Raw genomic sequence first — 17,616 nt, forward strand, 5'->3', positions numbered from 1 at the left:
GGTTTTATATCTGCAAATAAAATATATCATAAAAATACATGAATTACTTAACAATTCTTGCCATTTTAATAACTATTTAGAATAATAACTCAATTAAATATGTGGAACATAATAAGTAATATGCCTTCTGCCTAAATATTTTGCTGAAACCTATGTTTATAATAGTGAGTTACATGGCAAGAGACCTAATTGCATCATAGCTATAAAATATATCTTTTATCATATCTTCCCATGTAACTAATAGGTTGTAGCTATCATTTTTAGAGCTTATTTCATTATTTAATATCTTTTGACACAATTCCTCTGTAAACATAAGATCCAACTTTTTAACTTCTTCATTCCCATTAATAAGCTGTTTCACTACATCTTTTGTTCCGTTTAATTCTGCCTTATTATATAAATAATATAGTGGTATATATTTATTGAATCTCTCCTTCCATTCTAGCGCAATTGTATAGAATAAGCTTACTTTCTCATCTACAAAATCATAATGGAATTTGTTTTCAGATTCCAGCTGCTGCTCTTTTAATTGAGTATTCAGCTCTATGCCAGGAGGTGCAAATAATCGCCTAATACCTGCCAAATGTAAATCTTGACATGGATGAGAATACTTGTATATTTCTAATTCTTTTAAAATACGTATATTTTTACTTATTTCTTCTAATGTTGTATAAGGTTGCAGCATGATAAAGCCATATTTGAGTTGTAAATTAGCATCTCTAACTATTTCGATAGCCTTAATATTCTGTTCTACAGTAACACCTTTTCCATAATAATCTAATTGTTCTTGTAAAAATGTTTCCACACCAACATAAATACATACAAGACCAACTTCCTTCAGTAGATTAATATTGTCTTTACATGCAATGACATCATTAGCTCTTGAATCAATTCTAAATGTAATATTCATCTGTTTTTCTTTCATTAAATCACAAAAATCCTTTAGCCACTGTTTCTTCAAGATAGAATTTCCCAAAAAGTTATCATCGCAGAAAAGTATTTTCTTAATTTGATGATTTTTTACTAAATACTCTATTTCAGCTACAACATTCTGTGGGCTTCTATATCTTATTTTATAACAATTATTCTTAGAATATAATTCTCTATCTACACAGAACTTACATTTTCCATAACAACCTCTTGAAGATATAATCGTAGCTACTGGATATTTTTCATGAATAAATGCTCGTTTTGGAAAAGGTAATTCATCTAGATTTTCAATATAATGTCTAGGTTCATTTATTATTATTTGTTCTTGGTTTTTATAGGCTATACCTAAGACATCCTGAGTATTCTTACCTTGCTCAATATGTTGAACAAGTTCAAGACATGTCATCTCAGCTTCTCCTATAACACAGCAATCTATACCAACTATCTCATTTAGAAGTTTTTCTGGGCATAATGAAGCGAGATAACCTCCTGCGAATATATAAGCAAGAGGTGCTCTTTTCTTTATCTTCTGGATAACCCTTGATAAATTAATAAGAGCAAATTCAGCATCAAAATAATATGTAATAAAACCTATCATATCATATTGTTTTTCTTCAATTATTTGATATAATTTCTTGGAACTAATATTCTGACCTGGACATTCAATAATATCTACATCATATTTTTCTTTTTCTAATACTGCCCCAATATATCCCATACTTATATTGGGAAATAAATATTTATTTTGTTCATAAGACTGTTCTTCTGGTTGTGCAAAAGGAACCGGCGGTTCAATTAAACATATTTTCATAATTTTACTCCATTCTTAATATTAATATTTATGACTCATTAATTTTACTTGCAATGTTATTAACAATATCTTCAAATGTTGCAAACTGTTCAGCATTTAGTTGTTCATCATCGAATTCAATATCAAACTCCTTCTCTAATGCAACAACTATTTTAATAAAACTAATTGAATTCATATCATAATCAACTAAGCTATCTTCTAATTTAATGTTATCAATTATTGCACTGTCCTCTAGAGTACTTTTTAATACATCTTTAAAACGTTGTTCAATTGTTTTATCCATCATTTCTCTCCTCTATTCTTAACTTTTCTAATTATTAAGGTCGAATTTACAATTTTATTATTTGCTTAAGAATCATAACTAATTTATGTGATATAGATTCTACTTTTTTTGTTGTATATAATGTTCCATCATACTTTATGCATATATTTAGTTCTCCGTCTAAGATACAGCGAATAGGTACTATGAGTCCACTATAGGATATATAGTCACTTACGTTATTTACAGCTACCGTATTAAGAGATGGATAATCTACATATACAATGGTTCTTTCATAAATAGCTTCTTGCAATACACGATTAGGAATATCACCCCATTTTGAAATATTCTGAATAGATACATATTCATATTTTTTACTTTGAAGTAATTTTTCTTGAAAATCACTTAACCATGACAAAGATATCTTTTCAGGTACTTGTACACGAATCGGCAATATGTTTGTAAATAACCCCACCATATTATTAGCTCCTTCTAGAGTTAGTGGACGTCCTGAAGTTAACATGCCAATTAATATATCATGTTGTGCTAAATGTTCGCTATGTAGAATAGCCCATGAAGCTGTTAATAGTGTATTAAGAGATAATTTATTCTCTTTTGCAAATAATTGTACCTTGTTTTTTTCTTCCTGGGTCAATGTATAGTGATACAGTTTAGCTTCTTGTGTTACTTTATGATTATTTTGCTTATTAATTATTTCTGTTGCTTTATAGCCTTTCATATGTTCCTGCCAATATACCTCTGCTTCTTCCTCTGGCTGCCTATACATCCATTCTATGTATTGACCATAAGCTAAGCTTTCTTTTGGATATAACATCTTCTTGTTATCTTTATTATAATAATGCATGACATCATTTAAAATTATACTCTTACTAAATCCATCAAATAATAGGTTTTTATACCACCATATTACCTTATATTTTCTGTCATTCACTTGCATAACGACTAAATCCATATAAGGTATTTTTTTAAATCCTCTTTTAATTATTTTTTGTGTATATTCTCCTATCTTCTTTTCAATATCCTCCTCTACTTCTCTAATATCCTGTAAATCTAGAGTCCAATTAACTGTTTTATATATTACTTGTATAGGAGATGTTACCTTACGCCATATAAATTGTGTACGAAGGATAGCATGTTTATCAATAACTTGATCCCATGCATTTTGTAAACGTTCAATGTCCAAATCTTCCATTATCCAGCTAACTAATTGAAGACTATTTTCTTTATTAGAGTACATCATATTATAGTTCAGTGCTGTTAGTTGCATATGGGATAATGGATAGACAGCTTCAATATTCATATCATTCTGTATCATTTCTTGAATATACTGTTCATCATCTGCATTAAAATATTGAAGCTTTCTCTCTTCTACTTTCACTATATCTTTTGGTATGGTAGTATGTTGAATATAGTATGCCAATTCTTTAATTGTTGGATGATTAAAAAATTGATCTAATGGAATCTCTATACCAAGCTGATGATATATACTCTTAGATAGTGTCATAGCTTTTAATGAATCTCCACCTAATTCAAAAAAATCATCATCTATACCTATTTGTTCAATGGCAAAGAAGCTTTTCCAAATCTTATGTAATTCTATTTCATAATGACTAATAGGAGGATTATAATCTACCGATAAATCTGGTCTTTCTTGTATCATCTCAGGTTGTTGGTCTGGTTTTTGAAACACTTCAGTCTGTTTAACCCATTTATTGACTCTTTCTTCTAAACTTCCTGACGATACTATAATTTGAGGTCCTATACCACTATTCATAACCATGTCCATTACATTGATGACTTCATTTTCATTGATCATATACCCCTCAGAATTTACTGAATCCATACCAAAATATAGTCCTTCGAGATTAATGCCTATAAAGTGATCTTCATCAATAGCTTGCATGGCATAATCAATAAAAGTATTAGTCGCTGCATATGCACCATAACCCAATCCCCCTAATACAGAAGCAAGAGAAGAAACAATAAGACAAAAATCAACTTCTCTATTGGATACAGCTTCTCTAAGATTCATTAATCCATACAACTTAGCACTAAACTGTTCTTCATAGGCATCTTCTTCTAGTTTATTTATTTTATTTATAGATTGACCCTCTACTACACCTCCTCCATGGATAATACCATTAATAGTAGTAAACTTATCTGTTACCATATCCATACATTTTTTAATATCTTCTATTTTAGATATATCACCACACTGGTAGATAACACTCTCTTTTCCTAGCTCCCTTAACTGATTTAACCTCTTTTTCTTCTTTTCATCTAAATCACTCAACGGCGTACGCCCAAATAATATAACTCTACTCTGATATGAAGTCATTAAATGCTTTGCTAATATAAAACCTAGCCTACCTAGACCACCTATAATGATGTAATTACCTCTTTCTTCCAAACGTCCAGGCTTATTCATTCCTCCATTTAAAACGAATGGTTGATAATTTTGTACCCAGCGTTTTCCATATCGGTAGGCTATTACTTTATCATCTAAATTATACTTAATTTCATGATAAATATTACTTACTATAAGTTCATGATTATCATCTAGTGAGATATCCACATTATAAGTATTGACAGAGGGATATTCTTGAGCGAGTACTTTTATATAACCTAGTGTTAACCCTTTCACTGGATTTACTTGTTCAGTTCCCCATACCTTATGCAAGTCACTTGTTACAATGACTATTTCTCTACCTGCTAATATATGTTTATTATCCATTTCAAGAACCAAGTTTATTAATGAATAGAACCCTGTTCTTATTTTTTCATATATATTTCTATTCGTATCACTATAAGTGTTGCCTAAATGAATGATTCTGTCTGGTATATTTTGAGATAAATACATATCATCTATTAATTTTGAATAGTCATCTTTTATGGATGTATTAATAGCATACTTTTCCTGAGATATACGCTTGTATTTTTGACCAGGTACAATATGAATTACTTTCTCACCATTCTTTCTCAGCCTATCTATTAAACCCTTACTCAAGCTATTATCTTCCCCAAAAAGCATATTAACTTTCTTAGATAATTGCTGACTATGTGGAATTAATGTTTTACTTTCCCAAGAAGGCCTATAAAACCACTTGGAGATTTCTTGTTGCTTGCCTAATTCTTTCATTTTCATACGTTTTGAAAGCCATATATAAGGATCACCACAAGCGGGATATGCAATCTTTTCAAAAGAATAAGTTGGTAACGATATTACTTTTCTTGTTTCATGACTATAGAAAATCTCCCAATTTATATCTATTCCACTAGCCCAAAGCTTTCCAAGAGAATGTAATAAATGCTGTTGATCATTAATATCTTCATAAGGATGTCTTGTTAAATTAATTAATTTATTGGTTACTTTTAATTCTTTATTATTGATTATACGTTGTTTTACCAAATGGCTAAGAATCTTTCCTGGTCCAACTTCGATCCATATATTCTCTTTGTGTTCTAATAACTTATCAATATCTCCTAAATAATTGACTGGATAATACATATGCTTACACCAATAATCTTCATATGATTCATCTGACTGAATATAATCACCCGTTACGTTTGATAGGTAGGGTATGGTAGGATTATTGAAATTAATTTGTTTTAATACTGTTCTAAAACCAATAAATATATCTTTCATAATATGGGAATGGTATGCATAGTCAATGGGTAGTATATTACAGGGTATATTCATATCATCTAGATCTTTCTTAACGGCTGCTATCACTTCAGGTTTACCTGAAAAGACGTAGGCACACTCACCATTTATAGCAGCTAGAGAAACATTAAATTTATCTAGAATAGAGTCTATTTCATCTCTTGTCATACTTACACTAAGCATATTTCCCTTTGGTAGAGTTTCAACCAACCGAACTCTTTCTTTTAAAAGTCTTATAGCATCTTCAAAAGTAAATACACCACTTATACATGCAGCCACATACTCACCAAGACTATGACCTATCATTACATCTGGCTTAATACCCAAATTGATAAGATACCTACCTAGCGCATATTCAAAAGTAAATATAGCTATTTGTACATATTGCGGGTTATTTAAAAATTGGTATAAAGCTTCTTCTGAACTTATTTTGTCATTAGAAGTTATACCATAAATTTTGTAAATATATGAAATACATTTATCTATTTCTTTTCTGAACAATATTTCAGTATTGTATAGTTCACGTCCCATATCCTTATATTGTGAACCCTGCCCAGGAAACATGAAAATAATCTTTTTATTATTCATAGTATCTCTATAGGTTTCTAGACCACTTTGCAGTGATTCTACAGCATTCTCTTTATTTTGACATACCATAAATCTACGATAAGCAAAATCTTTTCTTCCAGTTGCCAATGTATAAGCTGTATTACCTAAATCATTATTGTTCATGTTGACCATACAACTGCTCATTCTATATATCATATTCTCAAGTGCATTCTTTGTCATAGCTGACAAGATTATTAATTGATATTTACGATAACTTGGTTGGCTTGGAGGCAAAGAATACTCTTCCAATATCATATGTGCATTGGTTCCTCCTATACCTAAAGAGCTTACTGCCGCTCTTCGTGGCACCTCTTGTGCATACCAATCTTTTAATTCCCTGTTAAAATAAAATGCACTTCCTTGAACAATCATTTTAGGATTAGGTTTTACAAAGTTAACTAATGGTGGTATCTTTTTGTGTTTGAGAATTAAAACTGTTTTAATGAACGATGCTACTCCTGCTGCATTATCAAGATGACCTATATTAGCTTTCACTGATCCAATACTGCATGTAATAGTTCTATCTTTACCATAGGCTTGTTTTAATGCTTCAAACTCTATAGGATCTCCAAGTACTGTTCCGGTACCATGAGCTTCAATATACCCAATCGTACTTGGTAGAACTTTTGATATTTTCTGAGCTCTCTGCATAACTTCTACTTGGCCATCTATGCTTGGTGCTGTATAACCAATCTTTCTAGTACCATCATTATTAATAGCTGATCCTTTAATAATGGCATGAATTACATCACCATCTGCTATAGCATTCTTTAGACGCTTAAGTACAACAACTCCTGCTCCTTCTCCAAATACTGTACCATTGGCATTTTCATCAAAAGCCCGACAATGACCATCTGAAGAAAGAATCATTCCTTCTCTATACATATAACCTGTTTTTAGTGTACTTAGAAGGGTTACTCCACCAGCTACAGCAACATTACATTCACCAAGCAGAAGACTTCTAGACGCTAAGTGAATCGACACAAGAGAAGTAGAACATGCTGTCTGGATATTGACCACAGGACCATTTAAATTAAGTTTATAAGCAATCTTAGAATTCATGAAATCTCTATTAGTTAAGTGTTTGGCACTAAAAGTATCCACATCACCTTTTTCTTGTTCAATTAAGGATAAGGATTGCCAATTATAATTATTACCTGCTCCAGCAAATAACCCAATAACACCCTTATAAGTGGATGGATTACAACCTGCATCTTCTAGCCCTTCCCAAACACATTCATGAAATATACGCATTTGTGGATCCATTATTTTAGCTTCACTGGGTAAATAATTAAAAAAGGAAGCATCAAAATATTGTTTATCCTCTAAGTAACTACCATATGTGACATAATTAGGGTCACTAATAATACTTTCATCCACATTATTCTTAATTAATTCATCATGAGAAATAGATGTAACTGTTTCTTTTCCCTGTTGAATGATCTCCCAGAACTCTTGCGTATTACGTGCTTGTGGAAAACGGCAAGCCATTCCAATGACAGCTACTTCTAATCCTGAATAGGCGTTATCATTCATCTCCTATCGCCTCCAATAAATGCAATGTTTCATCAATTGTATCCACAGAATCTTGCAATATTGTTTCGGTTATTATTGAAGATGGTGTATCTTCTTGCGCCATAACTGTTGCAAGTTCTCTTATAGAAACATATCTGAATAAATCAACTATTGAGATATCTAAAGAAAATTTTTGTTTAATCCTTGACTTTACCTCAATTGTACTAATGGATGTACCTCCAAGATCAAAGAAATTAGAATCTATACCGATATATTTTTCTTCTATTGCTAACACAGATGACCATATTGATATAAGTTTCTTTTGTACATTCGTCTCTGGTGGTATTAACTTTTTATTCCTCACAGGTTCTGGCAGATTTTTTTTATCTATTTTTCCATTCAATAATAAAGGAATCTTATCTACTTCTATAATATGCTGTGGAATCATATGAATAGGTAATTTGTCTTTTAACCATTTTTTTATATCCTGTTGATTAATTTTTGTATTTTGGGTATTGGAATTAGCGACAATATATGCACAGATATACTTATCACCTTTTTCATTTTCTTTTGCTATTAGTACTACTTCACTAATACCCTCATATTCTAACAATCGACATTTTATTTCGTCTAATTCTATACGGTATCCTCTAATCTTGACCTGGTCATCTTTTCTTCCTATAATCTCAATATTACCATCAGGTAACCATCTACCAATATCACCTGTTTTATAGATGATATCTCCTCTCTCTTTTGCAAAGCAATTAGGAACAAAAGCCTTATCAGTTAATGTCTTATTCTCCCAATAACCGTTACCAACTCCTATACCCGAAACTCCGATTTCTCCAGGAACACCCATAGGTAATAAATTCATTTTAGAATCAAATATATAAATATTGAGATTCGCTAACGGCTTACCTATAGGTACTCTCATCATATTATCTGATAGAGGTTTTCTAATCATGTACTGTGTTATATCATCAGATGCTTCTGTTGGTCCATAAGCATTAGCAACAGGTATATCTGGAAATAACTTTAACCAACTGTTAATCATATCCACTGAAACAACTTCTCCTGTCACAATAAGGCATTTTAAGTTGGTTAGTCTACGTTTTTCTATAGGTAATTGACTAAGATAATGAATCATTGCATTCATAAAAGATGGAACTACTTCCATTATGGTAATAGCTCTATGTTCTAGAAAAGACAATAAAATATTAATACTGCAAAAATCATGATAATCAATTATTGTAGTCTGTCCACCTAATAAAATACCTGTTAAAAATTGCCAAATAGATATATCTGTTGAAGTAGGAGCACTTTGCAAGAAATTAATAGGACCATGTAAATTAATCATATCCAGCTCTGCATATATATGATTAAGTACACCATCATGACGATTAATAGCTCCTTTTGGAAGACCTGTTGAGCCAGATGTATACATCATATATATTGGATCTGATAAACTAATAGGAACATCTAGATTATCATTAGGCATACACATATATTGATCCTTCTTACATATGGTTATATGGTGGTTCTGCTCTATAAAAAGATTTAATGTCTCATCTATAGGATTGTCCAAACAGATAATCGTCGTTAATTGACTCTTATTAATATCTATTTCTTGTATAAATAAACTTGATGTAATTATTTTACTTACTTGGCTATTATTTAACACATAATCAATTCTGTCTTTTGGATACATGGAATCAATAGGTACAAATGCAGCACCTGTCTTTAATACTGCCAACATAGCTATTAAAAAATTAATTCCACGCTCTTCTAGTATTGCAACATATTGACCTTTTTCTACGTTCAGATCATATAGCAATCTTGCTAAGCGATTAGATTCTTGATTCAATTGATAGTAAGTTAATGTATCTCCTCTATGTTCAACAGCTATTGCATTAGGATTAGCTTTTACTTGTTGTTCAAACAATCTTATAGTGCTCACAGTTATAGAAAAATTTTTTTGTGTATTATTAAATGTAAATATCTTTGCTTTCTCGTTAAGGCTTAGTAACGAAATTTTTTCAATAGTATTTTCAAGATTATCCATCACAGTTGTTAAAGCAAACTTAAAATGATTTTTAAGATTTTCTATAGTTGATTTCTTATATAGGGATGCATTATATTCTAGAGATAATGTTACACAATTGTCACATTTATGGAATATGAAACCTATATCATTTTTATGATGTGGGATATTTATTTCTCCATGTAGATTAGTTAATCCAACTATAACATCTATCATAGGACAACGATTTGTCTCTTTGGTAATATCAAATAATTCCATAATCTCATCAAACGATAATTCATTATTACTATAAGCACCACATATGAGATTACGCATATTCACTAATAACGTTTTAAAGGAATCCATTTCTTCTATACCTATATTAACTGGAAGTATTGATGGAACTTTATCTGCACGTATGGGATATGTGGGTATACCTACAGCTATATATTTATTCATGGTGTGTTTGTGAAGTACAAGTGTAACAATACTTGTTAAAGTAATAAATAGTTTTAAATCTGATTCTTTTACTAGTTCACATAACCTCTTATACTCTTCACCATTAATCTCTAAGCACACCTGATCATAATTATCTGACCATATATTTGAGCGTTTATAATCTAGTAAGATTGTTGTTTCCATTGTAGGTATTTTTGCCATTTCTCTCCAATACATTTTTTGGTTAAAAATACTAGTTACTTGTGTACTCATTCTTATCTCCTCTCATTAGCACTTTGCATATGGCTAGAAATTAAAATCTGTTTCTTGTATAAGCTTTTCATAAGACTGATTATAACCTTGAAAAAGTGGTATATTATCTATTTTTTCATCCAGATTAGTTAACATGGCGTCAAGAAGAATTTTAAAATGTTTTACCATTTCTTGAATTGTTTCGTCCTCGAATACATCTATAGCATATTCAATATTACCTCCAATTTTATCCTTGGTTTCCCACATGGTAAGATCTAAATCAAATTTTGGTGTATTAAGGTCATTAAGTATATCATAATGTATATAAAACTCCATTTTTAGATCCTTTGGTGCTTCTATAACCCATTCTTCAAGATCAAAATTAAGGAAATCAAAAAAAACTTGAAACATTGATAAAGTATTAGCATTTCTCTCAATATTTAAGTCTTTGATGATGGAATACATAGGTATTTTTCTATGTTCATGATAATCCAATACATTATCCCTAACCTTGTTTAGAACCTCTCTAAACGTACAACCTTTCTCTATCTCTGTCACCATCATTAATATATTAATAAAAGGTCCCAGAACAAATTCACTATTCACATTAGGTCGATTAGAAAAAGATGTTCCTATCAAAATATCTCTTACCCTTGTATAACGATAGATTAAGATACTATATACGCTAAAAAGTACCATATAGGTTGTTTTATTCTCATTTATAGTTAATTCTTTTATCTTCTCTCTCTGGACGTCTCCTAATTGGAAAGATAAACTTTTTGACTTCCATTTATTGATATCACCTCGTTTATGGTCATATGGCAGAGGTAATTCTCTTATTTTATCTTTTAATTTAGTTTTCATGTAGTCAGCCTTTTCAATAAATGCTGAATTCTTCATGATATCTCTTTCCCAGAAACAATAATCAGCATATTGAATAGATGGTATACCTAAAGATTTAGTGTTCCCATCTAATTTATTTTTGTATAACGTTACTATTTCATTTATCAAGAGCCGTAATGACCAATTATCACATAAAAGATGATGTATAACAAATAATAAGATTTGGTCGTTCTCATCTAATTGAAAAAGTACCATTCTAAACAATGGACAAACTGACAGATCAAAGCTTAACTTAGCATATTCAGATACTAATTTCATCGCATATTCACGTTTATCCTCATGATAATCATCTATATTTATAATCTGTATTTCTGGTTTTATCTCATCTTGTATGAATTGGTAAGGCACACCTTCTACCATTTTAAAAGTAGTTCTTAGTATTTCATGTCTCTTAGTTATATCTTCCATAACTTGCTGCAATAAATCTTTATGTATATATCCTTTTAAATGTAAGGCGATAGGTACATTATATGCAGCATTTTCAGGTATAATCTGCTCATAAAACCATATCTGTTCTTGTATTGTTGATAAAGGTATGAGCTCGCTGCGATCATATTTTCTTAATGTAACCTCGGTTTTTTGATTAGCTATTTTTTTTTGTAATTTTCTATAGAACTCTTTTCTTTTTTCTTCTGGAAGTTTATTGATTATTTCTAATCGATTATTGTCTATCAACTCTTTACCTCATTTCATTACCTTTATATTAATTCATTTCATTGATTAATTCTTCAAATTCGCTGTCACCTAATTGGCTCATTTGTTCCTTAACAATTACCTCTGCAAGCTGTGCTATAGTAGGATTTTCAAATATGTCTTTTAATGTGATAGTACAATCATAGGCTTTATTAATATGGGTCAATATAATTGAACCCAACAGGGAGTGACCACCAAGTGCGAAAAAATTATCTTTAACACTAATAGGTTGAACCTTCAGAACATCTTCCCATATCTGAACCAGTTTTTTCTCATAATCATTCGTAGGTGCTTGGTATATATCTCCTTCATTCAGCATTCTTTTTTGTGGTTGTGGTAAGCTTTTTCTATCAATTTTTCCATTAGTTGTTACAGGTAACTTGTCCATAATTGTATAGTAAGAGGGCAACATATAATATGGTAAATGCTGCCTTAAATAGTTCTGTAATGATTCTAGAGAAATATGCTTATCATGTTCTAATTCCATATAGAGAGCTAAGTTTTTTTCACCTGCCATATCCATGTATTCAGCAATAATACAACAGCTTATACCATTGTATTTTAGTACAGTATGTTCTATTTCTCTTGCTTCAATACGATGACCTCTTATTTTAAATTGGGAATCTGTTCTACCACAGTAATATATCACACCATCTTCACTATATTTACCTTTATCACCTGTATTATACATCCTAAATCCATTAACAAATTTATCGGGTATAAACAGCTTTTGAGATTGCTGTAGTTTATTCCTATATCCCTTAGCTACACCTTTACCACTGATATATATATTACCTATAGCCCCTACTGGTACTGGATTAAGTTGTTCATCCAGTATATATATCCTTGTATTAGCTATAGGCTTTCCAATTGGAATCATATCTTCATAACCCTTAACTCTATATATCATAGACCAGATAGTTGTTTCAGTAGGTCCATACATATTCCATACTTCTTTTCCCCTATGACATAATGCCATAGCTAACTTTTTATCCAATATTTCTCCACCACAGAGAATCTTTAATCTTTTCTTATCACCTGTCCATTGGGAGTTAATCAGTAGTCTCCAAGTAGCAGGTGTCCCCTGCATGATTGTAGGCTTATATTTATCCATTATTTTTTTTAGTTCATAACCATCTCTCGCCTCTTCCCTACTTGTCATGATTAAGCATGCTCCATTAACCAAAGGTAAGAACATTTCAAGAACAGAAATATCAAAACCATAACTGGTCACAGCTAGTAAAACATCTTCTCTATGAATACCTGGTTCATGAGACATGGAATATATAAAATTAACCACTGATTGATGGGTTATTTCTACTCCTTTTGGCTGTCCTGTAGTACCAGAAGTATACATAATATATGCCAAATCAGAACTAACCTTACTTCTGTTAAGATATTTAAAACCATTGTTTTTATTCATCTCATCTACTGTGATAACAGAAGCTGATTGGATATCTGAGAAAATATTATATTGCTCCTTACTTGTGACAATGAACCTAGGTGATACATCTTCTATTATTTTATTCATCCTATTAAAAGGCAGCTCAGGATCTAGAGGCACATAACAGCATCCTGCTTTTAATATACCTATTAATACAGCTATAAGATTTATATTAGATTCTAAACAAACGATAATAGGTTCCTCATTTTTCGTTCCTTGATTTGTAAGGAATGAAGCTATTTTATTAGATTGATTATTAAGATCTCTATAGTTAAGCTTCTTATCACCCTGTATAACAGCTATTTTGGTTCCGTCATCTTTTACCCTGTCCTCAAACAATTCATATATCATTTTATTCTCATCTATAGGTGTATAAGTATCATTCCATTTTTCTATTATTTCTTCTATCTCCACTTGATTCAATAGTGAAATTTCATCTATGTTCGTATCTGGATTATCTACAATTTGTTCTATAATATGTTTATATTGCTTTGCCATATTATCAACAGTGGTCATTGTAAATGTATCTTCATTGTATGCTATATGCATATCCAAGTTTCCATTATACTCTTCTATTTCTACACTAAAAGGAAATTTAGATGTCTTAACATCTATATCCATTGATTCTAATGAAAGTTGTCCTATGTGAATATTTTCTAATTGTCTATGATAATAGCTAAAGAAAATCTGTAATATAGAATTTACAGACTTACTTTGCTCCTTTGACAGACTATTCATTATCAATCCTAAATCCACTTTTTGATAATCGTAGGCATCTAATACAGTTGCAGCCACTTGATTAAGTAATTGATAAAAGGACATACCAGAAGTAATTTTATTTCTAAGAATAACAGTATTAGTAAAGAAACCCATCATAGACTCCATTTCATATTCTTGTCTTCCTAATACAGGTGATGCTATTGCTATATCTTCTTGACTCGTATACCCCTTAATAAGTATATTGAAGCAAGTCAGCAAGAATATGAAACTTGTCACTTTTTTTTTCTTACATAATGATGTCATTTTATCTATAATTTCTTTTTCGAAGGTATATGTTATTTGATGACTATTATTACTTGATTTAGAACTTTCATAGGGCATCTCTAATAATGGTATATGTTCTAATTGCTTATACCAATAATCAATATCCTTATTATATAACCCCATCTCATAACACTCATGCTGCCACAAAGTATAATCACCATATTGAAGCCTGTTTTCACTCTCTTCTATGTTCCTACCTTTTATCAATATAAGATAAACTTCTAGAACTTCTTTTAAAAACAATTGAATGGACCATGCATCAGATACAATATGATGAATATTGAAAAGAAACACATACTCTTTTTCTTGCATTTGGATAAAATGCATGTTAAACAAAGGTCCTTGAGATAAATCAAAAACATGCTGTCTTTCTTCTTCTATAATATTATCTAATGTACTATGTGCCTCTATTGAAGTTCCTTGATTATATATAATAGTTAATGGTAATTTTATTGCAGGTAAAACATGTTGCCTCACTTCTTCACCATAATTACTAAAAATAGTACGAAGTATATCATGCCTATTAATAATAATCTCTATACTTCTTTTAAGTATTGATATATCTATTTTACCTTTTATAATCGTTCCTTTTAGTAGATTATACTCTGTACCCTCTATATTCAGTTGATTAATAAGCCATAATCGTTTCTGTCCAAAAGAAAGGGGATATATATTATTATCCTGCTTCCTTCTTCTTAAAGGTGGATATAAATTATTCATACTCTGCTCCTTCACTCTATTCAATATCCTGAAGTAACTCTTTAAAGGTTTTATCATCAATTTTCATAAGATAAGCATTCATAACTATATCAGTTAATTCTTCTATGGTTGGATTCTCAAATAATTCTCTAAGATACATATCTAAACCAAATATTTTATTTATCTGATTTACAAGAGATGTACCCATAAGAGAATAACCACCTAACTCAAAAAAATTATCATCTATGGCTATAGACGATAAGCCAAATTGTTGTTTCCATAGATTGACTAATGTTTCTTGTACATCATCATGAGATACGATAACTGACCCAGAAGCAACATCAGTTTTTTCTGTCTTTTCTACTACCTTTTCTTTACTCACTTTATTATCTATCCAATATCTCTCTCTTTCAAAAGGATACGTAGGAAGAGATATTCTTAAGCGTTTTTCTTGCCTATAATAATTTCCCCATTCTATTGGAACACCCATTGACCATAATTGTCCTAATGTATGTATCAAAGCATATGTTATATCATGTGATGTTATATCCTTAATATCTATGGATCCTATGATAGTTACTTTTTCAACTATTTCTTCGTCTATATAGTTTAAGTAATCACCAGAATTTATTATTAGTATAATTGTTGAATCATCTATTGATTCTTTGGATAAGATATTCTTCTGTTTTGTTAGTACTATTCCTTTTTCATTTAGTGTTGTACTGTCTAGAATACATCTTATTGCTTCATCTAAAGTTATATCTTTAATAAAAAGAGCTTTAGTAATTTCACCAATACCAATACCACTAACACTTTTGTAATGAACTCCCCATTGGCACCATAACTTTCCTAAGCTATATGTTATCATCATAGTCATAAGATTCTCATAGACTTCTTCTTGTTTACTCTGCCATTTAGTCAACATGTCTATAGCTCTCATATCATTATTTAATACTATTGATATTTTCTCAGCACATAAATCAATAGATTCTCTAAATAGAGGTTCTTCATGGTAGAGTGTTACGTAAATATTCCTTTCACCATATATGGTATTTGGAAAAACGAATTGAACTGTTTTTTCATTATCCACTAAACAGCTTCTTGTCTCTGTATCCGAATAGATGCTATTTAATTTGTTTGATGGTACATAATTTTTATTACATATAACATAATAACGATAATCATAACTTTCTCTACCTACTTGCAAAGTATAGGCTATATCAGCTATATTACATGAAGTATGGTTTATCATGTATTTATTTAATTGGATTATCTTATTCTGTAAAGCTGTTTGCGACTTAGCAGACAACGGAATTAAATGCCATTTTTTATTAGAGTCATCAGATTTTATCCTAGGTGCTTCTTCTAACACCATATGAACATTCGTACCACCAAGTCCAAAAGAGCTTAAACCTGCTCTTAACGGTTGGATAGCATTCCATGGTATTAGTTGAGTATTTACATAAAAAAAGCTATCTTCCAACCTAACTTGTTCATTAGGTTCTTCAAAATTAAGGGATGGTGGTAGTATTTTGTTTTTTAATGCTAGTGCAACTTTTATAAGTCCTGCAACACCCGATACAACACCTGTATGTCCAATATTAGGTTTAACAGAACCTAATGCACAGACACCTTTTTTATTTGATTGTGCTCCATAGGCTTGCAAAAGAGCCTCTAATTCAATGGCATCACCTAATGGTGTAGCCGTCCCATGTGTTTCAATATAACTAATGGTTTCAGGTGGGACATCTGAATGAGATAAAGCACGCAATATCACTTCTCTTTGCCCGTCTACACTTGGTGCCATATAACCTGCTCGGACAGCTCCATCATTATTCATGGCTGACCCTTTAATCGTTGCGTATATATAATCCCCATCTTTCAGTGCATCTTCCATTCTCTTTAATAACACAATTCCCACACCGTCATTGTATACAGTACCACTAGCCTGATTATCAAAGGAACGGCAATGACCATCTCTTGATAATAGACCTCCATCTAAATAAGTATAGCCTTCTGCCTGAGGTACAGTGATATTAACACCTCCTGCTAATGCCATATCTGAAGCATAGGTCAATAAAGATTCACAAGCTAAATGTACAGATACTAACGACGATGAACAAGAAGTCTGAACAGCAAGACTTGGACCTCTTAAATTCAATTTATATGAAACATATGTAGGTAGATAATCTTTTTCATTACCTAAAATAATTTGTAAAGGATTAATATCTTTTAAATTGTCACTATTAGGATATATATAATTTAATAAATAATGGCTTAATCCTGTACTAGCAAAAAGTCCAATTAATCCTTT

At 30.8% G+C, this 17,616-nt stretch carries 7 protein-coding genes; all 7 read right to left on the reverse strand.

Annotation, left to right across the window (positions count from 1 at the left end; translation table 11 throughout):
• Window positions 1–169 precede the first annotated feature (169 nt).
• The gene (locus AACQ14_RS15310; protein WP_339364457.1) at window positions 170–1,741 is read right to left on the reverse strand and encodes a B12-binding domain-containing radical SAM protein; all 1,572 of its coding nucleotides are present in this window, start codon (window positions 1,739–1,741) and stop codon (window positions 170–172) included.
• 28 nt (window positions 1,742–1,769) lie between these two features.
• Window positions 1,770–2,024 carry an acyl carrier protein gene (locus AACQ14_RS15315; RefSeq protein ID WP_339364458.1) on the reverse strand — a complete coding sequence of 85 codons (255 nt, stop codon included), beginning with the start codon at window positions 2,022–2,024 and terminating at the stop codon, window positions 1,770–1,772.
• A gap of 46 nt (window positions 2,025–2,070) precedes the next feature.
• The gene (locus tag AACQ14_RS15320; protein ID WP_339364460.1) at window positions 2,071–7,830 is read right to left on the reverse strand and encodes an SDR family NAD(P)-dependent oxidoreductase; all 5,760 of its coding nucleotides are present in this window, start codon (window positions 7,828–7,830) and stop codon (window positions 2,071–2,073) included.
• A complete protein-coding gene (locus AACQ14_RS15325; protein WP_339364461.1) occupies window positions 7,823–10,540 on the reverse strand; it encodes a non-ribosomal peptide synthetase in 2,718 nt (905 codons plus the stop codon). Before AACQ14_RS15325 ends, AACQ14_RS15320 begins: the two co-directional genes overlap by 8 nt.
• 33 nt (window positions 10,541–10,573) lie before the next feature.
• Window positions 10,574–12,097 (reverse strand): condensation domain-containing protein, encoded by a 1,524-nt coding sequence (locus tag AACQ14_RS15330; RefSeq protein ID WP_339364462.1) that lies wholly within the window; start codon window positions 12,095–12,097, stop codon window positions 10,574–10,576.
• 28 nt (window positions 12,098–12,125) lie between these two features.
• Window positions 12,126–15,323, reverse strand: coding sequence for a non-ribosomal peptide synthetase (locus AACQ14_RS15335; protein WP_339364463.1), 3,198 nt, complete (start codon window positions 15,321–15,323; stop codon window positions 12,126–12,128).
• Window positions 15,324–15,339: 16 nt separating this feature from the next.
• A partial coding sequence (locus AACQ14_RS15340; RefSeq protein ID WP_339364464.1) for a beta-ketoacyl synthase N-terminal-like domain-containing protein occupies window positions 15,340–17,616 on the reverse strand: 2,277 nt, incomplete at its 5' end.

Source organism: Vallitalea maricola, assembly GCF_036985595.1.
In the GTDB taxonomy this organism is placed as follows: Bacteria; Bacillota; Clostridia; order Lachnospirales; family Vallitaleaceae; genus Vallitalea; species Vallitalea maricola.

Bases quoted from the DNA above. Each gene is read 5' to 3' on its own strand.
- AACQ14_RS15310 (WP_339364457.1), bottom strand. From the start codon at position 1,741: ATGAAAATATGTTTAATTGAACCGCCGGTTCCTTTTGCACAACCAGAA.
- AACQ14_RS15315 (WP_339364458.1), bottom strand. From the start codon at position 2,024: ATGGATAAAACAATTGAACAACGTTTTAAAGATGTATTAAAAAGTACT.
- AACQ14_RS15320 (WP_339364460.1), bottom strand. From the start codon at position 7,830: ATGAATGATAACGCCTATTCAGGATTAGAAGTAGCTGTCATTGGAATG.
- AACQ14_RS15325 (WP_339364461.1), bottom strand. From the start codon at position 10,540: ATGAGTACACAAGTAACTAGTATTTTTAACCAAAAAATGTATTGGAGA.
- AACQ14_RS15335 (WP_339364463.1), bottom strand. From the start codon at position 15,323: ATGAATAATTTATATCCACCTTTAAGAAGAAGGAAGCAGGATAATAAT.